The sequence below is a fragment of the Cyclobacterium sp. SOCE241 genome, from assembly GCF_056867545.1.
The window spans coordinates 4,415,263-4,438,946 of the sequence record NZ_CP149779.1 but is presented as its reverse complement, the minus strand read 5'-3'; the positions used below and the strand labels follow the sequence as shown (position 1 = coordinate 4,438,946).

Sequence of the window (23,684 nt, the reverse complement as noted above, 5' to 3'; positions counted from 1 at the left end):
GCCATAAATGCCTATTTGAAACTATCCAATACTCAATAGGCCGAATGGCACCACAAAACAATAAAGAAGCAACCAGAGTATTTTAACATTCGATTTATATCGTCCAATCACTAGAAATTTATAACCCTGAGCTACTATGTTAACCAGCCAACCACAACTTTTTCCAGAAATTATTACTACCATCCGGAATTTAAAACCGAAGAATATTACAGCTGAGCGAAAATTGATTCTGAAGCCACTCATAGATTTTATTCAGGCCAAAGTTGAAAGCCAACAAGAGATTCAGCTTAATTTTATTTGCACCCACAATTCCCGTAGAAGTCATCTTTCTCAGGTTTGGGCTCAAGTGATGGCCTATAATTTTAAAATAAATAATTTGTATTGCTATTCCGGAGGAACAGAAGCTACTGCACTTTTTCCCAAAGTAGCGGAAACCCTTCAAAAATCTGGGCTTCTTATTCAAAACCTCTCCGAGCAAGAAAATCCTGTATATGGCATCAAATACGCATCCAATCAACATCCAATTATAGGGTTTTCAAAAAGTATGACGATGCATTCAATCCCACATCCAATTTTGCAGCTATAATGACATGTTCTCAAGCTGATGCAGGCTGTCCTTTTATCCCGGGGGCTGAGAAACGGATACCTATCACTTTTGATGATCCCAAGGCATTTGACAACAGGCCGGAACAAGATGAAAAGTACATGGAGAGAAGCCTGCAGATTGCTACTGAGATGTACCATGTTTTCTCTGAAATCAAGTTGTAAATAGCAGCACTAGTTCAACAATGCCTCAGACCTACCTATTGATTGCTACCATGCTTTCTATAAATTGGGGCTTGAAACTTGTAAGGAATAAAATGAAGATCATAAATATTGGGCAGACCCAAGCGTGAAAAGGTAGTAACCCAAATTAAATCTATTTTGAGATAAAGTTTTGCTGACACACTGTCCCTTTTCCGCTATTAAATTTTCATTTTTTAAATCTTTTACTTAAATCCAATATCTGCCATATTGCTGGGCTAATTCCCGTCGATTGTCAAAGAATTGCGTTATTTTTGTGGTTGAGCAAAATTCAACGTCGTGTACAAAAAAATCATAAAGCCTCTTCTTTTCCTAAAAAACCCGGAATCTGCACATCATTTTACATTTTCCTGGATCAAGACATTGTTCAACCTTCCGTTGCTTAAACAAACCATCCGAGGGAGCTTTGCCTTCGAACATAAGACGTTGGAGAGGGAAGTGTTTGGTCTAAAGTTTAAAAACCCAATAGGTTTGGCTGCAGGTTTCGATAAAGATGCCAAGCTTATAGATGAAATGTCACTATTGGGTTTCGGTTTTATTGAAATTGGAACCTTGACTCCAAAGCCACAGGAAGGAAACCCCAAGCCTAGAATGTTTCGATTGCCACAAGACCAGGCATTAATCAACAGGATGGGCTTCAATAATGGAGGGGTTGCTGAAGCTGTAGAAAGGCTAAAAAACAGGAATTCCGATGTTTTGGTAGGAGGAAATATCGGAAAAAATAAAGTCACCGCAAATAAGGATGCCATTTTAGATTACCTTTTTTGTCTACATGCATTGCATGCCCATGTAGATTATTTTGTGGTGAATGTTAGCTCTCCCAATACCCCCAATTTGCGGGAATTGCAGGAAAAAGAGCCCCTAAAGAAACTATTGTCGGTGGTGAATGAAGCCAATTATACCTATGACAAACCTAGGCCTATTCTTCTAAAAATTGCTCCGGATCTAACAAACGGACAGTTGGACGATATTATATCAATTGTGAAAGAAACCAAGATTGCGGGTGTCATTGCTACCAATACGACCATTGACAGGGAGGTATTGAAAACTCCTACGAAAGAAGTTGAAGCCATAGGTGCAGGTGGAATTAGTGGGAAAGTATTGAACGAAAGAAGCACAGAGGTCATTAGGTACCTTACCCAAAAATCAGAAAATGCCTTTCCAGTAATAGGAGTCGGGGGAATTTTTACAGTGGAAGACGCCAAAGCAAAATTGGAGGCAGGGGCTAGTCTAATCCAGATTTATACTGGTATGATTTATGAGGGGCCCAGCTTAGTAAAGCGATTGAAAAAAGGCCTGGTAAATAATTCAGTACAATAGCAGAACTTTTATATTACCATAGCAAGCATTAAATTACATCCCTACAGTGGAGAAAGGAAGGACCATGGCTGCAAATACATATAAGAAAAATACATTCAAAAAGAAGGAGACTTCTGGAAAATCAGCCCCTAAAAGTAAAAAGAAATTCAACTGGGCATTTTTCAGTGATAAGCGATGGAGTTTATCTTTTGGAATCATCTTTATGATGTTTTCAGTATTTATGTTTTTGGCTTTTTGAGCTATTTATTTGTTGGGCAAGCAGATCAAAGCCTGGTCAATGCCTCAGGTATGCCTGTTCGCACCAAGGCCGGTGAAACCCAAAACCTATTGGGCTATACAGGTGCTGTGATGAGTTATTTTATGATATATCGCTGGTTTGGCATCGCTGCATTATTCTTCCCCCATTTTTATTTTTTGGGGATACAAATTATCATTCAAAAACTCCTTGGTTTCACTTACTAGATATGCAGGATTTTCCCTTTTCTTTTTGGTATGGTTGGGGCTATTAATGGGTTATTTGGTTCACCTTATTGATGGTTACAATTATCTGGCTTTTCTTAGCGGGGGTTTGGTTATGAACTGGCCATCCTTTCAGACGCATTTCTTGGCTGGGGAACTTTTATCCTAATATTTGGGTCTTTGTTGATCTTTGTTATCGTATTTTTCAATGTAGATCAAATCACATGGTTTAATCATTCTGAAAAGGAGAACTTACAAGACGAGGATTCGGAAAATGAACAAGCAATGCTTGATCGACAAACCTTTATTTCAGAAGAAGAAATTGAGGAAAAGGACAATTTTGAACATCTTGAAGCTGAAGACTTAGAAAATACTGAACCCTTGGAGGAAGAAGATAAAGCTGAAACAAACAGCTGGAAAGTCACCCATTCCAAAAAGCCTAATCCTCCAGCAAAAAAAGACGCAGCGGAACCGGCTTTCAAGGTCGAAGACACCACAAAAGACGGTCCTGTGGAAACAAAAGATCCATTGGCAGAAAATAATTTTGTAGTCAAAAATAAAGAGAATGAGGAAAAAACAGCGGAGATGGTTGAAAACCTGGATCCTTATGATCCTACAATCGACCTGCCCAGCTATCAGTTTCCTACCCTCTCCCTACTCAATGAATACGATCAACAGAAGGTAACTGTAACCAGACAGGAACTCGAGGAAAACAAAAATAAGATCGTTGAAACACTGGTGAATTTTAAGATCGGCATCCAAGAGATCAAAGCTACAATAGGTCCAACGGTCACATTATATGAGATCATTCCTGACCCCGGTGTAAAAATCAGTAAGATTAAAAATCTTGAGGATGACATTGCCCTTAGTTTAGCTGCTTTGGGGATCCGGATCATTGCTCCTATCCCCGGCAAAGGCACAATAGGTATAGAAGTTCCAAACAAAAACAGGGAATTGGTGGCTGCCCGTTCAGTATTGGGTACAGAGAAGTTTATGAAGAGTGATAAGGATCTTCCTGTGGCTCTGGGTAAAACCATTTCCAATGAAGTGTTTGTAGTTGATCTGGCCAAAATGCCTCACCTACTTATGGCAGGTGCAACGGGTCAAGGTAAATCAGTAGGCTTAAATATGATTCTTGCTTCCCTAATATACAAGAAGCACCCCTCCCAGCTAAAACTTATTTTGGTGGATCCTAAAAAAGTGGAATTAACACTTTTCAATAAAATAGAAAGACATTTCCTAGCCAAACTTCCCAATGCTGAAGAGGCCATTATCACAGATACCAAGAAGGTAATTTATACTTTGAATTCCCTCTGCATAGAGATGGACAACCGGTATGATCTATTAAAAGATGCGGGCTGTAGAAATTTGAAGGAATACAATGCAAAGTTTGTTTCAAGGAAGTTAAATCCTGACAAAGGGCACAGGTTTATGCCCTATATTGTTTTGGTAATTGATGAATTGGCAGACCTTATGATGACTGCTGGAAAAGAAATTGAAGGCCCTATTGCCAGGCTCGCCCAATTGGCCAGAGCCATCGGTATCCACCTTGTGCTTGCCACCCAAAGGCCATCAGTAAATGTGATTACGGGTATAATTAAAGCCAACTTCCCTGCTAGATTATCCTTTAGGGTAACCAGTAAAATTGATAGCCGGACCATCCTGGATGCAGGAGGGGCAGAACAGTTAATTGGCATGGGAGACATGCTTCTTTCAATGGGTTCTGATGTGATTCGTTTGCAGTGTGCCTTCCTCGACACGCCAGAAGTGGATGCTGTTTGTGACTGGATAGGTGACCAAAGGGGTTACTCCGATGCCTACCTCTTGCCGGAATTTGTTGGCGAGGATGGAGAAAGTGGCTTGGGAGAAGTGGACCTTTCTGAGCGGGATGCACTATTTGATGATGCAGCCAGACTTATTGTGATGCACCAACAAGGGAGCACTTCTTTAATCCAAAGAAAACTGAAGCTGGGATACAATCGTGCAGGGAGAATAATTGATCAATTGGAAGCAGCCGGAATTGTAGGGGCTTTTGAGGGTAGTAAAGCTAGGGAAGTATTGGTCCAGGATGAAAATACTTTGGAACAGTTATTGAATAACCTTTAAAATATATTGATTTGTAAAATGTTTAGTAAAAAAATAATCACCATAATTCTGCTTTTCCACTGCTTTTCCACTGCTTTATTTGCGCAAAGCGATGCCAAAGCTGTAGAAATACTTTCTAAGGTTAGCGAAAATTATAAAAGCCTTAACGGTTTCACTGGGCTTTTTGAATACAGTTATTCTACAGAAGATGAAGGACTTATTCAAACCAACACAGGAAATGTAACTGTAAAAGGAAATAAATACAGGCTTACACTTGATGACCAAGAAATATTTAATAACGGAAAAACTGTGTGGACGCTTATAAAATCTACCAAATACAAAGAGGTCACCATAAACAATGTTGAAGATGATGCAGATGAACTCACACCATCCAATGTATACAACATTTACAAGAAAGGATACACCTCTCAACTAATTGGTAGCAGTGAAATCAATGGGACTCCGGCGCATGAAATATTACTGACTTCTGATAAAACCAATGCCAGATTTAAACGAATCAAGCTTTATATCGATAAAGCTAAAAATGAAATATTGGCTTGGGAAATTAAAGATGATGTAGGAGGAACATTTAAATATACTTTTAAAGAGTTGAATCCCAATGTAAAGATTGTGGATGATTACTTTGTATTTAAAGTAAGTGAAAATCAAGATGTAGAGGTAATTGACTTGAGGTAATCTCTCGGATTTAATATTTCCCATCTCTTTTTTATAAATTTGCCCCATGACATCTCAAGAAATTTTTGCCCAAATACAAAAAAATCCTCCTTTTTATGTGTTGGCTTAGACCCGGACATACAACGAATCCCAAAACACTTACTAAAGGAAGAAGACCCTGTTTTCACCTTTAATAAGGTAATTATCGACCAGACCATAGATCAAGCTGTGGCTTACAAGCCTAATTTAGCATTCTATGAGGCAATGGGTCCTGCAGGTTTAGAAACGTTAGCCAAAACATTGGAATACCTTCCTAAAGATGTGTTTACCATAGCTGACGCAAAAAGAGGAGATATTGGAAATACCTCCCGCCTGTATGCCAAGGCATTTTTTGAACAAATGAATTTTGATGCCATCACAGTAGCTCCCTATATGGGAGAAGACAGTGTGGGACCTTTTTAGAGTTTGATGGGAAATGGGTAATCCTTCTAGCCCTGACTTCAAACCAAGGCAGCAAAGACTTTCAAGTCATAAAAAACCAATCCAACCAACCCCTATATGCTTCTGTTTTAGAAAAAAGCAAAGCTTGGGGAACCACTGAAAACATGATGTATGTGGTAGGCGCCACTAGGGGTGAGTCTATTGCTGAAGTAAGGAAGTTGGTTCCTGATCATTTTCTCCTTGTTCCGGGAGTCGGTGCCCAAGGAGGTAGTTTGGAAGAAGTAGCCAAGTTTGGAATGAACAATCAATGTGGCCTATTGGTAAATTCATCAAGAGGAATTATTTATGCCTCCTCGGGCGAAGATTTTGGTAAAGCTGCCAAAAAAGAAGCGATCCTCCTCCAAGAGGCTATGGCACAGCAACTGAACATTTACTGTAAGTAAATTATTCAGTCCGATTATTTCGATTTCTTTATATTTTTAGGTAATTTCATACAGGAGATATGAAATAAACCTATGTTTCGTTTTCAAGAGGATTTTCTTCAGCTTATTTGGAAATACCAGTATTTTGATAAAAATACATTGGAAACTGAAGGAGGTAGCCCCATTCTTATTCACAAAATTGGTTTTCATAACCAACATGAAGGTCCTGATTTCAAAGAAGCAGAAATTTCCCTAGGAGGCATCCGCCATTTTGGTCATATAGAAATACACCTTCGCACTTCCGATTGGAAAAACCATAAGCATGACGCAGACAACGCCTATAATGCAGTAATTCTACATGTAGTTTGGCAACATGATGAGGATGTGAAAAGAAAGGATGGGACCGTGATACCCACCTTGGTTCTAGAAGGAAAAGTATTGCTGGATGTAATCAGGAATTACCAAAGACTACAAAATTCCACTAAAAAACTTCTATGTACAGATAGCCTCCCTGAGCTTTCTTCAATTTTAAAATTTTCCATGTTGGAAAAAGCCCTTGTCGAACGGCTCCAAAGCAAAAGTGACCAAGTATTGGATCTATTAAAAGAAAACGGAAACGATTGGGAGGAAACGGCCTATCAATGGCTATTTTTTCTTTCGGTTTTAAAACCAACAGCATCCCCATGCTAAAATTGGCACAAAGCCTACCTTATAGGCTGATTAAAAAGAATGCAGGCAATATCAAACAAATAGAAGCGCTGATCTTCGGTCAGGCCGGCTTGTTCACTCCTTCCTTAGATTTAGACCAAACCTATGAAAAGGGCTTACAGGCAGAGTATGGTTATTTGCAAAACAAATATTCTCTTAAAAGAAATCTCTTCCCATCAGAATGGAAGTTTATGAAGGTGAGACCTAGCAATTTTCCATCCCTTAGATTGGCACAGCTTTCAGACTTGCTTAACCGAAGTCCCCATCTTTTCGACTTGGTACTTCATGAATTGGACAGCAGCCAATCCATTGCACGCATCTTTGACTTGACTGTTAGTGAATACTGGAAAAAGCATTATCACTTTGGTAAGCCAAAGACCCAAGCTACCCATGGAAAATTAACCCAAAACATCTTGGGACTTTTGGTTATCAATTATGTAGTGCCCCTTTGGTATGCCTACGGGAGATTTGCAGACCTCTCAGTCTGGCAAGAAAAATGCTTTAATCTACTCCAGGAAATTTCCGCAGAAAACAACAGCATAATTCAAATTTATCAAGCTGTGGGCTGGCCGGCCCTTAATGCCTATGACAGCCAAGGCATGCTTGGACTCTACCATCAGTATTGTTCCAAACGCATGTGTTTGCATTGTAAAATAGGCCAAAACCTACTTAGACCCAATTTAAAATGATCTTTTGCATAGGTTGGTAATTTCCATTAATTTTGTACTTCTAAAACTATATTATGGAAAAACCAATCATTATCTTCGGTGCCAAGGGAATTGCACATCCTGCATTAGAAATTTTCAATAGTCATGATGCTGTAGTCTATGGTTTTTTGGATGATGATGCGAGCCTTCACCAAAAGAAATTAACAATGTTGCCATTCTTGGAAAGCTGGAAGACGACGGCTTTCTTAAACTTATCGGAAAAAAATGTGAAGCATTTGTTGCTGTAGATGATCCTAAGTACAGAGAAAGTTTGGTAAAACTACTCAATGAAAGAAGGAAAGTGCAGCCTGTAAATGCGCTTCACAGGTTGGCTTATATTTCTACTGATGCAGGCATTGGTCATGGTAATTTTATCAATGCTAAAGTAACAATAGGTGCAGGGGCAGAAATTGGGAACCACTGTATTTTACATACCAATGCAACCATAGAGCATCAAGCCAAAATAGGTGATTTTGTACAAGTAGGTGCAGGAGCTGTGATTAACTCCGGTGTGACCATAGAAAATGGAGTATTTATAGGCTCTGGTGTGACCATTGTCTCAGGAGTTAAAATAGGTAAGAATGCCAGAATAGGTGCAGGTTCCGTAGTCATAGCGGATATTGAAGCCAAACAAACTGTGTTTGGAAACCCGGCACAAGTGATAGATAAATAAATTTATTTCTTTTATTAAACAAGTAACACCCTGTCGGAAACAGGGCTTAAGTTATGGATTACAACATTTTATTGTATTACTGCTATGCCCAAATCGAGGATTTGGAAGCATACCGTGAAGAACACCACTTATTTTGTGTTGAAAACAATATAAGGGGACGCATTATCATTTCTTCTGAAGGTCTAAATGGAACAGTTTCAGGTTTGAAGGAAGACTGTGAAAAGTACATGGCCTATGTAAAAGCCGACCCTCGATTTGCCGACACGGAATTCAAAATTGATGAGCACAACGAACATGCTTTTGCAAAAATCAATGTTCGCGCCAAGGAAGAAATAGTTCACTCAGGCCTACGACACCTTAACCCCAGAGAAAAGACAGGAAAGCACCTAGAACCTGCAGCTTTTAAGGCCTTAAAAGACCAAGAAGATGTAGTTATTTTAGATGTTCGATCAAATTACGAGCATGAGTTAGGTCATTTTAAGAATGCTGTACGACTGGACATTGACAATTTTCGGGATTTTCCCGAAAAAGTAAAAGAACTGGAACACCTCAAAAACAAAAAGTACTTACCTACTGTACCGGAGGAATCAAATGTGAGAAGGCATCAGCTTTCTTGTTAGAGCAAGGTTTTGAAGATGTATATCAGCTTCACGGGGGAATTATCAAATATGGAATGGAAGCCGGCGGAGAAGACTTCGAAGGTAAATGCTATGTATTTGACAATAGGCTGGCTGTGGATGTAAATAAGGTAAACCCCAAAACAGTTTCACAGTGTTTTGTTTGCGGCACCTTGTCTGACAGGATGGTCAACTGTGCAAACCCTGAGTGCAATGTTCATGTTCCCATTTGTGAGTCTTGTGGTTGGGAAATGGAAGGTGCTTGCTCAGAAAGCTGCAAGACTTCCCCACAGAAAAGACCTTATAATGGTACCGGTTACTACCAAAAAAACACCAATGGCTATAATCCATACAAGGGGTTGTACCAAAAGCCAAATGCAAATAAAATAAAAACCACCCTCCATGCTAAGTCCGATACCTGAGTCGGAACTTATCATCAATCCTGATGGAAGTATTTACCACCTCCGCCTCAAACCGGGGCAGGTGGCAGATACGATCATTACGGTAGGAGACCCAAACCGTGTGGCAAAGGTATCTTCTCACTTTGACCGCATCGATCTTCAAGTCAGTCACCGAGAATTTGTCACCCATACCGGCTGGTACAAAAATAAAAGAATCAGCGTAATCAGTACCGGCATGGGAACTGACAATGTGGAAATCTTTATGACGGAGTTGGATGCCTTATTTAATGTGGATTTTAATTCTCGCCTACCCAATTCTAGCCAAAAAAAGCTAAATATTGTAAGAATTGGTACATCCGGAAGCATGCAAAGCACCTTACCGGAAGGGAGTATTCTTGCCAGCTCAAAAGCCGTAGGCTTAGATACCTTAATGGCTTTTTATTCCATCCCTCAAACCGATATCGAGCAGCAAATCGCCGATGAAGTTCAATTGCGGCTGGGATTACCATTTAAGCCTTATTGCGTTAGTGGATCTGAAGCGCTTCTAAAGAAAATAGGTAAAGACCTTCCTTCAGGTATTACTGTTACTTGTCCGGGATTCTTTGGCCCTCAGGGCAGAGAAGTAAGATTAAAGCCTCGAATACCTGAAATCTTCGATTTATTAGGGAAGCATCCATTTCAAAATGAAGCCTTTACCAATTTTGAAATGGAAACTGCAGGTTATTATGCCATGGGTAAAATGCTGGGCCATGAAGTCCTTAGCATGAATGCCATTGTTGCCAATCGCATCTCCGGAAAATTCTCTGCAGATCCTAGTGGGGTCGTTGACAAGTTAATTGTTTCAGTCTTGGAAAAACTCTAGCGCCTCCCATTGAAACCGCAAGCTTACAAATTTGCCAATCAATCAGGAAATTCCGTCAAGTTCACTAAGTTCCAGCCATCTCATCTCCAAGGCTTCTATTTTTTCGTCCAAGCCTTCTATTTCAATTGACCATTCCATAAGTTCCTCGTGATTCTCAGTCCCTTGATTGATCTTTTGAATATAAGTTTCTTTTTTTGCCGTCAATTGCTCTAGCGTTGCCGAAATTTCCTCAAACTCCTTCTTTTCTTTAAAAGTAGCTTTGGTGCTTTCCTTTTCTGATGTTTTCGCTGCAACAGCTTTTTTTCTGCCCCCTGCTTAGGTGCCTCAGCTTTAGCCGCCTTTTGTTTTTCCCTTAGGTCTGTATAATTTCCCGGAAAATCACTGATCTGCCCATTCCCTTCAAAAACAAAGAGGTGGTCAACTAGCCGATCCATGAAATACCTATCATGGGAAACAATTACCAAACATCCCGGAAATACATCCAAAAACTCCTCAAGAGTATTGAGGGTTACAATATCTAAATCATTGGTTGGCTCATCCAGAATAAGGAAGTTGGGGCTCTTTACTAAAATCAATAGCAATTGAAGCCTTCTTCTCTCTCCCCCACTCAGCTTGGCAATGTGTGTATGTTGTTGCTTGGGTGGAAAACCAAATTGAGTCAAGAATTGGCTAACGGTGATAGTTGCCCCTCCGGCTACCGTAACTACTTCTGCCACTTCCTTTACAATATCAATCAACCTTAAGGTTTCATCAAAGCTATCCTCCTCTTGCTTGTAATAACCAAAGGCGGTGGTTTGCCCGATGGTTACGGAGCCCTTATCAGGATCATTTTTCCCAATGAGCATATTCAAAAAAGTGGTTTTCCCTGCTCCATTTGGGCCTACTATCCCTACCTTGTCTCCCTTTTTAAAAGTGTAACTAAAATCTTCGATCAGCTTTAGGTCACCATACGATTTATGGATTTTCTCTATCTCCACTATTTTCTTTCCAAGTCTTTGAGCAGTTACCTCCAGACTGATGTCTCTTTCCTCTTGTTTTTTGAAAGCTTTCTCCTTGGTATCATTGAAGGCTTCCACCCTATATTTGGCTTTGGTTCCTCTTGCTTTGGGTTGTCTTCTTATCCAATCAAGTTCCTTTTTATAAAGACTTTTTGCTTTTTCCTGTTCTGTGGCCTGATTGGCTTTTCTTTCTGCCTTTTTCTCTAAAAAATAACTGTAATTTCCTGCATACCGATACAATTCACCATTTTCTAGTTCTAGGATATTATTGGTCACCTTATCCAAAAAATACCTATCGTGTGTCACCATTAAAAGTGAGAGGTTAGATTTGGAAAGGTATTCTTCCAGCCATTCGATAGTTTCCAAATCCAGGTGGTTGGTGGGTTCATCGAGAAGCAATAAGTCCGGGAAGTGAAGAATAGCTCTGGCAATGGCTACTCTTTTTCGCTGCCCTCCACTGAGTGCAGACACTTGAAGCCCCGTATCATGAAGCCCAAGTTTTCCTAAGACTTCATTGATCTGGTATTCAAAATCCCAGGCTTGCAGCCGATCCATCTTTTCGAAGATTGGTTGGAGAGCTTCACTGTTATCTTCTCCTCCTTCTGCTTTAAGCATCAGGGCCTGGTACTCATGAATTACTTGAATGATTTCATTGTCAGGGTCATCAAATATGGTTTGATAAATGCTTTTCTCTCCGGCAAAAACCGGGTTTTGATGCACATAGGCCATTTTGATTTCCTGGTTGATGACCACTTGTCCTGCATCCGCAATTTCCTCCCCCATAATGATTTTCATCAAGGTGGATTTTCCTGCTCCATTTATTCCAACTAAAGCGGTTTTTTGTCCTTGGGCGATTCCGAAGGAAATTTCTGAGAACAAGACTCTTTCTCCAAAGGACTTGCTAAGTGTATCAACTGAAAGGTAATTCATGTCACAAAATTACAACGGTATTTCGGATATTCCCGAATTATAAGGTGGGTTTCGTCGTTCATTTTGAATTTAAAAATAATTAGCTCCTTCCTAGCATATAATTTTTTACAAAGGAAATGACATAGTAAATATTCTGAGAACCATAAATTAATATCAGACATCCCGAATACAGGCTTGCTTATAATGGCCTACAATCTATAAACAAATACTCTATGAAATCTTGTACAGCAGTTGGGACCTAATGCCAGATCCCTGTAACGGGAAATACTGTTTTTTACCAAAAAGCTTACTTATTAATAGCTGAATTTATAAGCTACTATCCAAATCTCAGAATCAACTAAAAAGTAATTATTAATAGTGATATTGATTGATTTTCAGTATATTCCCAAGAGATTTTATACAAATAAAACCTTTTCCCAGCCTTGTAAACATAACAAGTTAAATTAAAATGCTCTGCGCAAGAATCATGGCAAATATTTAAAATTACTATTACACAAAAACCAGAAACACCTATTTTATGCACCATTTCATGAAAATCATCCTTGGTTTTTTAATACTTAGTTTGCTTACTTTTTCCTGTAAAGAAAAAAACGAATCTCAAAATAAACAGAAAAAAATCACAAAATCCCCTATTGAAGTTAATGTTATAAATCAAAATACTGTTAAAAGAAATATTCTTAATCAAGTAAGGAGTTTTGAATTTTTAGCTTTAAAAGGCATCCCTGTAGATAAATCAATTCTTAAAGTAAATAAGGCTATAGAATATAATGGAAAGCTCCTACTGCTTGATAAAATGCGCTCTAATTTGCATTTATTTACCTTAGATGGTGATTTTATAAAAATAATTGGTGTAAAAGGTGATGGACCAGAAGAATTTAAGTCAATTAAAGATTTTTCTGTACATAAAAACAGAAATGAAATCATAATTATCGACCATGAAAGCATGCTTATCTATGATTTAAATGGAAATTTCAAAAACAAAGTTTATTTAGGAAGTAACCTATCCCCTCACTCATTATCTATATTAGACGATGATCATATCGCATTTAATGTGAGGGTGGATAGTAATGAATATTATAAGATATTAATAACTGACATACATGGGAATGTCAAAGGAAAAGCAGCGAAATTTCCTGAGGCAGGGAAATATTTGAATTTCGAATTCACTGGGGGGATGAATGGAGATGGATTGGACACCTATTATAATGCGCCAACATCGTCTTTAGTTTATAAAATAATTCCACCTACAGATCTTTTACCTCTTTACCAATTAAATTTTGGAACAAATACATGGCCTGAAAATAAAAAATATTATCACCAAGAGTTTGATAAAGAAATAATGAATCTCAATACATCCTATTTAAATCATAGTTATAAGATTACGACTGGCTGGTTTATATTTAGTTACACAGATAAAAACAGGAATTTATACGGCTACTATAACATAAATAATCAACAGGTTTATACGTCAAATAACATCAATAATTCTCAACGTTTAATTCGTTTTCTACTACCAGTTCCAATAGGGCTGGACAGCAAAAATAGATTCATAAATTCAATTGAATTTGAAACGTTTTTATCCTTTAAAAGGAATGGTAATGGAGAATTTATGAAGGATTTAAAAAATTTTAATCTTGACTTATTCCATGAATTGGATAAAATGAACTACGATAACTCAATAATTTTAACTTTTTATCAACTAAAATAAGTGTTCAGATACTGAAAAATGCTTAATTAAATTTTGCCTTCAAGATTAATCCTTGGTCACTTCATTTTTTTTAATAATTCCTAAACCGAAATAGTAGAGAAATTAATTACTAGAAAACTTTATAAATTAAAAATAAGTCAAAATTTATTCAACACAAAAAAGCAAATTCACAGCCAATCCCTCAATGAAATGGTATTAGTGTTGAGCCTATTATAAAATTCTATCCTATTTCAGCATTTCATTGATGGCATGTACCAATGACTTTACTCCTTGCTTAAAATGCGCCATAGAATCTTCCAAAAATGGTTTGGCTGTACTTGATTTACTTTGGTATTTTTCCTCAAACTTGGCCTTCTTTTCCTGAAATTCCTTTTCCAGTTTTTCTTTGTTTTTATGCAGGTCTTTGATTTTTTCTCAATTTCCTCACTAGCCTCCCCGTAGCCTTGGTTCCTTTTTCGATCAAGGTCTCTATTTTACTTCCAACTTCCTGAAGCATTTTTTCAATATCCTCAAATCCGGTGTTCTTTTTATCCATCGCTTAACAAAGTTTAACTTTTTTTAAAAGTAAGTAAAAAAATGTATAAAACACTCAATAAAAGGTCTTCTATAATGTATCTTTAAATAAGGCCCCATAAAAAAAGCCCCATTGTACAGGGGCTAATGGTTGTTGGTTAACCTGCCAATAAGATAAAATATTTATTTAATATTGGCTCATATGCTTTTGAAAAAGTGCCATAACACCACTTTCTGAATTCTTCCAGTTCACCAGGAACCAGCATATTCAGACCCTTTCTCAACTCTTTCTCGAAGAGCTTACTGTCAAAACTTACTTTTACTAAAATAGTCTTAACATATTCCATCATGGTTCAAGATATTTTAATTTTTAGGTTTAATTAAAAAGATTGATTTAAATACTATTAACGGTTTTCCTCTAGATTTGTTACGTATAAAATATACTTGTTAATTTGCAGTTATTAAATTACGAAAACACAATCGTATTATATGTATTCAACGAAAAACCATTTTCTTTTTGTATGCCTGCTGGGTCTTTTTTCACTAACTGCTCATGCTCAGGATGTCAAAATCGAATTGGGCGAAAATGAAGTTGCTCTCAACGAAACCTTCACCATAAAAGTAATTGTATCGGGGGATAAAATTAGATCTTACGACCAATTGCCTGATATTCAAGGATTCCAAAAGCAAGGTATTTCCCAAAGTTCATCGATGAATATCATCAATGGTCAAATGAGTAGTACCAACAGTGTCATACAATATTATAAACCCCTCAGGAAAGGTCAGTTTACACTTCCTGCATTCGAAATAGATGTGAATGGAATCTCCGCCTCCTCTCCAGGCACCACCATTACAGTAGTAGATGCCCGATCAAATGCTCAGAGCAATCGGGCATTGGACCCTTTTGATGATCTTTTTGGAAGAAACAATACTGAACAGCCGGAATATGTGGAAGTAGAAGACGATGCTTTTTTCTCACTCTCTGTAAGTAAAGATGAAGTATATGTAGGGGAAGGTTTCAGTGTAAGTTTTGCTTTTTATATGTCTGAGAGCAATCAAGCACCTTTTAACTTTCATGAACCCGGTAAGCAATTGGAACGGATCATTAATGAGATAAAACCGGGAAATGCATGGGAAGAGAACTTCAACATTACCAGCATACAACCTGAACGCGTGGAATTTGGAGGCAAAAAGTGGACCAAATACAAAGTTTATGAAGCCAATTTTTACCCTTTTAATGCGGGAACTGTGGATTTCCCCTCTGTAGGATGGGAAATGATAAAATACAAAGTGGCCAAGAACCCTAGTTTTTTTGGCAGCAATAGGTTGCAAGATTTTAAGACATTTTATTCCCAACCCAAATCCATCCAGGTCAAAGAACTTCCGCCACATCCACTTAAAAATGAAGTAAGTGTCGGTAATTATAGACTCAGGGAAAACATCAGCGATTTAGAGGTAAAAACCGGAGAAGGTTTTACCTACGATTTTATCATCACAGGAGAAGGGAATATAAGCTCCATTCGCCCCCCAAAAATAAAAAAAGGCCAAAAGTTGAATACTTTTGACCCCAATGAGCAAGTACAAATCAACAGGGGAAGAGGAAAAGTGACGGGAATGAAGGAATTTAGCTATTTCATGACATTAAATGAAGCAGAGGTAGTACCTTTGAAAGATCATTTTGAATGGATTTATTTTAACCCCGAATTGGCCAAATACGATACCCTTGTTCCACAAGCTGTAGTACGAGTTACCGGAGAGAGTCGAATTAACCAGGCCATTTCTTCCTCCAGGCTGGGAGGATTATATGACCTGATTGAAGTAGAAGACAATAAGCTTTTAAACCAAGGATATAAGTCTTATTTTTCCGGCCTAATTAATATTTTGCTAGTGCTGGCCTTGGGATTATTGGCCTATTTGATTGTAAAGAAAAAGTAATTCATGCGTAATACATTTGGAAATATATTCACCATTACCACCTTCGGAGAATCTCATGGTAGAGGTCTCGGCGTAATTATAGATGGCTGTCCGGCAGGCGTTAAGATAAACGAGGATTTTATCAGAATGGAATTGCAGCGGAGGAAACCCGGTCAATCTAAAATAACTACCCAAAGAAAAGAGGAGGACAATTTTGAGATCCTCTCCGGAGTATTTGAGGGCCTGAGCACGGGTACACCCATTGCTATGGTTATCTACAATACTGACCAGAAAAGTAAAGACTATTCACATATTGCCGATAAATTCAGGCCTTCTCATGCTGACTATACTTACCACGAGAAATTTGGCGTTAGGGATTATAGAGGAGGAGGAAGAAGTAGTGCCAGAGAAACAGCCGCTAGGGTGGCTGCAGGAGCTGTTGCCAAACTTTTGCTGGCAAGCTATGGCGTAGCAATCAATGCTTATGTAAGCCAAGCAGGAGCTGTTAAATTAGAAAAATCCTACCAGGAATTAGACTTTAATCTAACTGAATCAAATATAGTAAGGTGTCCTGATGCAGACACTGCTGATAAAATGATTGAGCTGATCGATCAAGTCAGAAAAGAAAGAGACACCATTGGAGGAGTTGTCAGCTGTGTCGCAAAAGGCGTACCTGTTGGATTAGGAGAACCAGTGTTTGATAGGTTACATGCGGTTTTAGGCCATGCCATGCTAAGCATCAATGCTGTAAAAGGTTTTGAGTTTGGAAGCGGTTTCGAAGGAGTTACCATGAAAGGCTCCCAGCACAATGATGCATTTTATACGGAAGGGGATAAGGTAAGAACAAGGACCAACCACTCGGGAGGCATCCAAGGAGGAATTTCCAATGGTGAAGACATCTATTTTAAAGTAGCGTTTAAACCGGTGGCCACCATTATGCAGGATCAGGAGAGTGTCAATGCGCAGGGTGAAAAAACCACCGTATCAGGCAAAGGGCGTCATGACCCTTGCGTGGTTCCACGTGCTGTACCAATAGTAGAAGCCATGTGTGCCTTGGTTTTGGCAGACCACCTTTTATTGAATAGGTCAAGTAAAATTTAATTTGCACAAATCAATGCGTATGAAAAGAAAAATACCACTGCACACCAAAATAATCATCGGGCTGATTTTGGGATTGCTGGTTGGCTTGGGCGTTGTCAAATTAGGACTCTCTCCTGAATTCATTAAGGATTACATCAAGCCAATAGGTACTATTTTCATCACAGCACTTAAAATGATTGCCGTTCCATTGGTTTTGGCCTCTTTAATTGTGGGGGTCTCTAATCTGGGTGATATTACCAAACTCAGCAGAATTGGAGGCAAAACCATCTTGACTTATATATTCACCACAGCTTTATCTGTATCGGTAGGCCTGCTTTTGGTGAACCTATTCAACCCCGGCAAAAGCCTTCCCGCAGAAACCAGAGAGAAACTGATGGAACTTTACGATGAAACTGCCGGAAGTAAATCTCAAGAAGCTGAACAAATTAAAGAACAAAGCCCCCTACAACCCCTGGTGGACATGGTGCCGGAAAATGTCTTTCAGGCGGCTGCAGCCAATGAAATGATGTTGCAGGTAGTGTTTTTTGCAATCATAATGGGAATTGCATTGATCCGGATCCCAAAGGCAAAATCTGCTCCTGTGATTGCCTTTTTTGAAGGTATCAATGATGTCATCATCGAAATTGTAGGCTTTATTATGATCTTAGCCCCTATGGAGTTTTTGCTTTAATGGCCTCATTGATAGTTGACATTACCGGAGATAATCCTGATTCGGCTGTAGAGTTGCTCTTGGCCTTATTGAAATACAGTGCAGTGGTTGTTGGAGGTCTATTACTGATGGTTGTTTTCTTTTACCCGATGATTCTTAAAATTTTTACGAAGGTAAAATACCTGGATTTCTTTAAAGCGCTTCAACCTGCCCAGTTATTGGCTTTCTCTACAAGTTCTAGTTCAGCTACGTTACCTGTTACCATGAAACAGGTGGAAGAGGAGATCGGCGTATCCGAAGAGATAAGTAGCTTTGTCCTACCTCTTGGTGCTACCATCAATATGGACGGAACCAGTTTATATCAAGGTGTCGCTGCCGTATTTATCGCTCAGGCCATGGGTTTTGACCTCAATCTAAGTCAACAATTGATGATTGTGATGACAGCCACCCTTGCCTCTATAGGAACGGCCGGCGTTCCCGGCGCCGGTATCATTATGCTAATCATTGTTCTAGAGTCCATCGGTGTGCCTTCGGCAGGAATTGCCTTGATTCTTGCTCCTGATAGAATTTTGGATATGTTTAGGACCATAGTAAATGTAACAGGTGATGCCATGGTATGCACCGTAGTAGCCTCCACAGAGGGTGAATTACCGGATGGATTGATAAGAAAATCCAATCCACTGACCAATTCATAAAGCAAAATTTGGGGAATTGTGCGGCATCCGAACCAAGATGTGCCCACTTTCGTTCTAAGACTACAAAGGAAAAAATAGAAATAATAAATAGGATATAATGTTAGAAGCACAAAAAAGACCTGTACACTTGTACATGGAGGCAAACCCAAATCCGAATTCTTTAAAATTTGTCGCCAATTTTATGTTGACAGATGATGGGGTAAGTTTTGATTTCCCGGACGAAGAAAGTGCGGCAAATTCTCCCCTTGCTTTAGAATTGTTTAATTTTGCTGCCATTGAAAGGGTATTCATTGCATCCAACTTTGTAACAGTCACCAAGAAAGGAGACATTCCTTGGGAAGACATTCAGCAACATATTCGAGATCAAATTAAAACTTTCCTTGAAAGTGGAAAGCAACCTATTTCCACTCAATTTGATTCTGATCCTCTTTTCGATGAAAATGACAGTGAGGTTGTCAAAAAAATCAAAGGCATACTTGATGAATACATTCGTCCGGCTGTAGAACAAGATGGAGGAGCAATTGTCTTCCATAGTTTTCAAGACGGAGTAGTCAAAGTACTATTACAGGGTGCATGTTCCGGCTGTCCTTCAAGTACAGTTACCCTAAAATCAGGTATTGAGAACCTTTTGACTAGAATGCTACCGGAAGTAAAAAGTGTGGAAGCTGAGGGTATTTAAGTATAGGTAAGTCCTACTATTTATACCTTTGATTAGGAGAATGAAAATTGGCAAATGGACAGGTGTATACCTAGGGATAATTGCGCTAATGCTTAGGTACTTGGCGACATCATCCCCTTACCTTACTGAAAAATGGTATACAACCGGCCTTTACCCTTTGATTAGAGGTTTGCTCGACCATACCATTGTCGTTTTACCTTTTCCTACCGTTTACCTTTTAATTCTTCTCCTAATTTATTTAGGGTATCGCTTTTTTCGGAAACTCTTTAAAATAAAAAGCCACAAGCAACGATTTTTTCTCTTTTCCAGGCATATTTTAAATTTCTTGGGTTGCTTAATTTTTTCCTTCCTGATCCTTTGGGCTTATAATTATTACCGCATACCACTTTACCAAAAACTTAATTTAAACCCAAGTCCTCTTTCTATCGACTTATTAATCGAAGAAATGGAAACCACCCAACAGTTTCTACATACTTTGAGGGAAAATGTGCATCCAGATTCAACAAATTGGCCTGATATTTCCGATTTCACCGTTCAAAGCACCATGATTAGAGATGAAATGAAGTCTATGCTTAAAGACTGGCAACATGGAGGAAAAGGTTCTCCGGTAGTCAAGCAATTTTACCCTGAGGCCACCTTGAGAAAGCTTGGGATTTTCGGCATTTATTTCCCTTTTACTGAGAAGCTTACTTGGACCCAAGTCTTCATCCATTGGAAAAAGGTTTTACTATGGCACACGAGTTGGCACATGGTTTTGGTATAACCGATGAGGGAGAGGCAAATTTTATGGCATGGTTGGTTTGCTCCCAAAGTTCCAAGGCCTTTTTCAATACGCTGCGACCATGAAGTTATTTAGGTATCAGCTCAATGATCTTTACAGAATGGATAGTGAGCGATATAAGGAATTTCTGGTACATATACCTGAGCCAATAAAAAATGATATAAGAGAAATTCAGGAAAGCAACCGAGCCATTGTTCCCTTTGCTTCGGAGCTGAGCCGAAGATCAAACGATTTGTATTTAAAGTCTCAGGGGGTAAAGGCCGGTGTAAGGAGTTATGCCCAACTCCCCATGCTTGTTTATGCTTGGAAAGGAAAACAATGATGGTGAAACTTTCTTGCAAGAGGGGGCGGGTTATTAAATCTCATTAAATTAAAAATTTATTATAATGCTTTTTAATGAGTTCCTGTAGGAATCACTAGCTTAAAGGTTGAACCTTCTCCTTCTGTACTTTCCACCTCCAATTTCCCGCTGAGCTTATGCGCACTTTGATTGCAAAAATGGAGCCCCATTCCGGTACCCTTTTCTTGTTCCGTTCCATAGGTAGATTTTATGTCTTGCTCAAAAATATTTTTTAACCTTTCTGGCGAAATGCCTATCCCATTGTCCGACACCTCAAGTATTAAGAAACCTTCTTCGCTATTTATTGAGATAACAATTAACCCATCAGCAGGCGTGAACTTAATGGCATTTTGCACCAAATTTCTGAAAATAAGCATCAACCTGTCTGTTTCTATGTTAACCAATGGGTTCTTATGGTAATTGACCTCAATGTTTATTTTTTTGTCTGGCAATTACTTTCAAAATCTCTACCGTGTCATCAATAAGGTCTTTTATTAGGATTTTTTTATTTGAGAAGTTTCATTTTTCAATTCAAAGGAGGACCATTCCAAAATATTCTCCATCATTTGAAAAGTCCGATTGGTTGTATTTAACAATTCTTCATTGAGGAGTTTGACTTCTTCTTCATCAAGCATTCCGGAATTCACCAGCTTTAAGGTTTGAATAATCGACTGCAAGGGATTTTTAAGATCATGTGAAATAATGGTAATGATTCTGTCCTTTTGAGCACTTGTCTTCTGCAAGCTACTGTTGGTCTTAGCCATAGTAACCGTTTGTTCCTTCACTTTACTTCTTTGATTTTCATAAAATTGCCTAACACTATTTATCAATAAGGTAAACCCAATTATGGTAACAATATAAGTAAAGCCATGGTCAATAAAAACGGCATCCTTGTTGGTATAACTTTGTGTAATCAATTCATCGTGGTAAAGGCCAATATAAAAAAGGCCTAAAAAAAACAATCCATTAACTATACTCCAAAAAAAATGGTACTTTAATTTCACAATGCTATGAATAATTAAATGCACAAGTAGAAGCATGTAAAATGTTGGCCCATAAATTCCTTCATGGTTTAGAAAAGTAAAGACAAAAACAAGGTAACTCATTGAAAGAGCTAGATAAAAAGATGTTTTAAAGGCATTTTTCACCCTTAATAAATAAAAACAGCCTAATAGAAACAGTGCCGCCCCCAGACTAGCCCATAGCAATACAATATTGGATAAAACCAAATTAAAAATAACGAATATAAGACAGCTGAAAATAGTAATAATCAAAAGCGCATTATAAATCTGTAATTCCATGGATGGGTCTCCCTCCAGGTAAAACAAATGTTTGCCTAATCTTCTAATTTTTGTCCAGTAACGCTCTATCAAAATATATCATTAAGTATTTACATTTATACAAAAAAATAGTTTTGAATATATATAAGACTCCTCGCCCACTAACCTAAATGCACAATTAAAGATGAGGAATAACCATCAATGCAGTAATATATAAGGTCATAAAGTGCACAAAAAATGAGTCCCCCAAGCCTGTTGCCTTTTAAGCAACTTCAATATAATCTTTAGTTATCAAAAAACCATTAGAAGGATATATTTTTTCCTTTATTCGTTTAATAGTTAGCAAAGGATTTTAACTATAGTGACAATAGTCAGGTGGCAAGTCCGGATACAATTATAAAGAACAGCCTTTCAGAGGATTAATATAATCAATAGTATCGCTTATTTCATGATTGGACAAAGAGGGAATTTAAATAAAGCCTGATATATGCTCCTTTAGCCTCTATAAAATTACCGGTGAAAAATATCACACCTAATTTTAGTAAAAAAATGCAGAGAAAATTGCTAAACTATAGAAAAGATTTCCAAGAAGAATTAGGTATTAATTCCTGTAGGAATCACTAGCTTAAAGGTTGAACCTTCTCCTTCTTTACTTTCCACCTCCAATTTCCCGCTAAGCATATGGGCACTTTGAAAGCACATATGAAGCCCCATACCAGTTCCTTTCTCCTGTTCGGTACCGTAAGTAGATTTTATATCTTGTTCGAAGATAGTCTCTAAGCGTTTGGGAGAAATTCCAACCCCATTATCCGTTATCTGCAGGGTCAATTGTTCTTCTTGACTGTAAATATCAACCATAACATGCCCGCCTGAAAGCGTAAACTTTATGGCATTCTGCACCAAATTTCTAAAAATAAGGAGCAGCCGATCTGTTTCTAAATTTAATAGAGGGTTTTGATGGTAATTGACCTCCAAATCTATGCTTTTTTGCTTGGCAATCACATTCAAAATCTCTACAGTATCTTCAATGAGGTCTTTAATGTGTATTTTCTTTTCCTTTTTGTGCGTTTTTTAATTCAAAAGAAGACCATTCCAATATATCTTCCATCATTTTATACGTGTTTTTGGTTGTTTTAAGCAATTCCTGACGAAGGTATTTGATATCTTCTTCAGTAAGGTCTCCAGAATTAATCAACTCTAGGGTTTGAATAATAGATTGAAGTGGGTTTTTTAGGTCATGTGAAATTATGGCTATGATTTTGTCTTTTTGGTTGTTGGTTTGTTTTAGGTCTTTATTTATTTTCAACAAGGCCGATGTTTTTTCTTTCACCTTGCGTTTCTGAATAGAAATAAAACGTTTCAAGGCAAACATTATCATCGTAATCCCAAGAATGGAAGCACTATAGGTAAGCAAATGGTCTGTTAAGATTTCAAACTGACTGTTATAATTTTGAGGTATCAGTTCTCCATAATAGAGTCCAAAACAGTAAAGTAAAAAATAATACAAAACATTTAGGGTACTCCAGAAGGCATAATGCTTGGTCTTCACTATGCTAAGAACCAGTAAATGAATCAAAGAAAGAATGTAAAAAGTAGGACCAATTATGCCGTCATTGTGAAAAAAGTTAAAAAGCAAAATCGGATAAGTACTAAAGCTTGCCAAATAAAATGCTGTTTTAAAAGCATGTTTAACCCGCAAAAGATAAATAAATATAGATAGGCTGACTGCAACAACAACACAAAGCTTCACCAAACTATAGTTCAACAACCATAAATTAATTATGGCCAGAAAAAGGACGAAAACAATTAAAATAACCAAGGTGGCATTGAAAACTTGTATTTCTAGGGATGGACTCTGATCCCAGAAAAACAATTTCTTACCTTGACGTTTTAACCTTGCCAAAAAACCTTTTTTCAAAACT

The 23,684-nt window shown here is 38.0% G+C and carries 19 protein-coding genes and 6 pseudogenes; 17 read left to right on the top strand and 8 right to left on the bottom strand.

Annotation, left to right across the window (positions count from 1 at the left end; genetic code table 11):
- The first annotated feature begins 136 nt into the window (after window positions 1–136).
- The 11 genes and pseudogenes from WG932_RS22385 (at window position 137) to WG932_RS22335 (ending at window position 10,174) form a co-directional block, all read left to right on the top strand.
- A complete protein-coding gene (locus WG932_RS22385) occupies window positions 137–586 on the top strand; it encodes a hypothetical protein (RefSeq protein ID WP_483085442.1) in 450 nt (149 codons plus the stop codon).
- A complete protein-coding gene (locus WG932_RS22380) occupies window positions 586–768 on the top strand; it encodes a hypothetical protein (RefSeq protein ID WP_483085441.1) in 183 nt (60 codons plus the stop codon). Before WG932_RS22385 ends, WG932_RS22380 begins: the two co-directional genes overlap by 1 nt.
- Window positions 769–1,083: 315 nt before the next feature.
- Window positions 1,084–2,124: a quinone-dependent dihydroorotate dehydrogenase gene (locus tag WG932_RS22375; protein ID WP_149393753.1), complete on the top strand. Its 1,041-nt coding sequence runs from the start codon at window positions 1,084–1,086 to the stop codon at window positions 2,122–2,124.
- A 174-nt stretch (window positions 2,125–2,298) separates the two neighbouring features.
- Entirely contained in the window at window positions 2,299–2,586 is a 288-nt protein-coding gene (locus WG932_RS22370) for a hypothetical protein (RefSeq protein ID WP_483085440.1), read from the top strand.
- A 177-nt stretch (window positions 2,587–2,763) separates the two neighbouring features.
- Window positions 2,764–4,689: a DNA translocase FtsK gene (locus WG932_RS22365; RefSeq protein ID WP_483085439.1), complete on the top strand. Its 1,926-nt coding sequence runs from the start codon at window positions 2,764–2,766 to the stop codon at window positions 4,687–4,689.
- Window positions 4,690–4,707: 18 nt separating this feature from the next.
- Window positions 4,708–5,364 (top strand): outer membrane lipoprotein periplasmic chaperone LolA1, encoded by a 657-nt coding sequence (gene lolA1, locus WG932_RS22360; protein ID WP_483085438.1) that lies wholly within the window; start codon window positions 4,708–4,710, stop codon window positions 5,362–5,364.
- 46 nt (window positions 5,365–5,410) lie between these two features.
- A pseudogene (gene pyrF, locus WG932_RS22355) lies at window positions 5,411–6,227 on the top strand (orotidine-5'-phosphate decarboxylase).
- A 72-nt stretch (window positions 6,228–6,299) separates the two neighbouring features.
- Window positions 6,300–7,603: pseudogene (locus WG932_RS22350) on the top strand (DUF2851 family protein).
- 53 nt (window positions 7,604–7,656) lie between these two features.
- Window positions 7,657–8,294, top strand: a pseudogene (locus tag WG932_RS22345) (acetyltransferase).
- A 53-nt stretch (window positions 8,295–8,347) separates the two neighbouring features.
- Window positions 8,348–9,333, top strand: a pseudogene (gene trhO / locus WG932_RS22340) (oxygen-dependent tRNA uridine(34) hydroxylase TrhO).
- Window positions 9,314–10,174: a nucleoside phosphorylase gene (locus WG932_RS22335; protein WP_483085437.1), complete on the top strand. Its 861-nt coding sequence runs from the start codon at window positions 9,314–9,316 to the stop codon at window positions 10,172–10,174. Before trhO ends, WG932_RS22335 begins: the two are co-directional and overlap by 20 nt.
- A 42-nt stretch (window positions 10,175–10,216) precedes the next feature.
- Here the strand turns inward: WG932_RS22335 and WG932_RS22330 are convergent, their stop codons facing one another.
- Window positions 10,217–10,378, bottom strand: coding sequence for a hypothetical protein (locus WG932_RS22330; protein ID WP_483085436.1), 162 nt, complete (start codon window positions 10,376–10,378; stop codon window positions 10,217–10,219).
- A gap of 5 nt (window positions 10,379–10,383) precedes the next feature.
- Window positions 10,384–12,102, bottom strand: coding sequence for an ABC-F family ATP-binding cassette domain-containing protein (locus WG932_RS22325; RefSeq protein ID WP_483085435.1), 1,719 nt, complete (start codon window positions 12,100–12,102; stop codon window positions 10,384–10,386).
- A 529-nt stretch (window positions 12,103–12,631) separates the two neighbouring features.
- Between WG932_RS22325 and WG932_RS22320 the strand changes: the two genes are divergently transcribed.
- Window positions 12,632–13,810, top strand: a complete 1,179-nt coding sequence (locus tag WG932_RS22320) for a 6-bladed beta-propeller (protein WP_483085434.1) — start codon at window positions 12,632–12,634, stop codon at window positions 13,808–13,810.
- 391 nt (window positions 13,811–14,201) lie between these two features.
- Here the strand turns inward: WG932_RS22320 and WG932_RS22315 are convergent, their stop codons facing one another.
- Window positions 14,202–14,345: a hypothetical protein gene (locus WG932_RS22315; protein ID WP_483085433.1), complete on the bottom strand. Its 144-nt coding sequence runs from the start codon at window positions 14,343–14,345 to the stop codon at window positions 14,202–14,204.
- A 136-nt stretch (window positions 14,346–14,481) separates the two neighbouring features.
- A complete protein-coding gene (locus WG932_RS22310; protein ID WP_014020050.1) occupies window positions 14,482–14,673 on the bottom strand; it encodes a hypothetical protein in 192 nt (63 codons plus the stop codon).
- A gap of 139 nt (window positions 14,674–14,812) precedes the next feature.
- Here WG932_RS22310 and WG932_RS22305 point away from each other — a divergent pair, with 139 nt between their 5' ends.
- The 5 genes and pseudogenes from WG932_RS22305 (at window position 14,813) to WG932_RS22285 (ending at window position 20,464) form a co-directional block, all read left to right on the top strand.
- Window positions 14,813–16,258 carry a BatD family protein gene (locus tag WG932_RS22305; protein ID WP_014020049.1) on the top strand — a complete coding sequence of 482 codons (1,446 nt, stop codon included), beginning with the start codon at window positions 14,813–14,815 and terminating at the stop codon, window positions 16,256–16,258.
- Between the two features lie 3 nt (window positions 16,259–16,261).
- Window positions 16,262–17,338, top strand: a complete 1,077-nt coding sequence (gene aroC, locus WG932_RS22300; RefSeq protein WP_483085432.1) for a chorismate synthase — start codon at window positions 16,262–16,264, stop codon at window positions 17,336–17,338.
- A gap of 19 nt (window positions 17,339–17,357) precedes the next feature.
- Window positions 17,358–18,682 (top strand): annotated as a pseudogene (locus tag WG932_RS22295) (dicarboxylate/amino acid:cation symporter).
- A 97-nt stretch (window positions 18,683–18,779) separates the two neighbouring features.
- Window positions 18,780–19,361, top strand: coding sequence for a NifU family protein (locus WG932_RS22290; protein WP_014020046.1), 582 nt, complete (start codon window positions 18,780–18,782; stop codon window positions 19,359–19,361).
- Between the two features lie 40 nt (window positions 19,362–19,401).
- Window positions 19,402–20,464: pseudogene (locus WG932_RS22285) on the top strand (DUF3810 domain-containing protein).
- 71 nt (window positions 20,465–20,535) lie between these two features.
- Here the strand turns inward: WG932_RS22285 and WG932_RS22280 are convergent.
- The 4 genes from WG932_RS22280 to WG932_RS22265 form a co-directional block, all read right to left on the bottom strand.
- Window positions 20,536–20,934, bottom strand: coding sequence for a sensor histidine kinase (locus WG932_RS22280; protein ID WP_483085431.1), 399 nt, complete (start codon window positions 20,932–20,934; stop codon window positions 20,536–20,538).
- Between the two features lie 42 nt (window positions 20,935–20,976).
- On the bottom strand, window positions 20,977–21,855 hold the full coding sequence (locus WG932_RS22275) for a histidine kinase dimerization/phospho-acceptor domain-containing protein (RefSeq protein ID WP_483085430.1): 879 nt from the start codon (window positions 21,853–21,855) through the stop codon (window positions 20,977–20,979).
- Between the two features lie 501 nt (window positions 21,856–22,356).
- Window positions 22,357–22,764, bottom strand: coding sequence for a sensor histidine kinase (locus tag WG932_RS22270; RefSeq protein ID WP_483085429.1), 408 nt, complete (start codon window positions 22,762–22,764; stop codon window positions 22,357–22,359).
- Window positions 22,765–22,798: 34 nt separating this feature from the next.
- The gene (locus WG932_RS22265; protein ID WP_483085428.1) at window positions 22,799–23,665 is read right to left on the bottom strand and encodes a histidine kinase dimerization/phospho-acceptor domain-containing protein; all 867 of its coding nucleotides are present in this window, start codon (window positions 23,663–23,665) and stop codon (window positions 22,799–22,801) included.
- Window positions 23,666–23,684 lie beyond the last annotated feature (19 nt).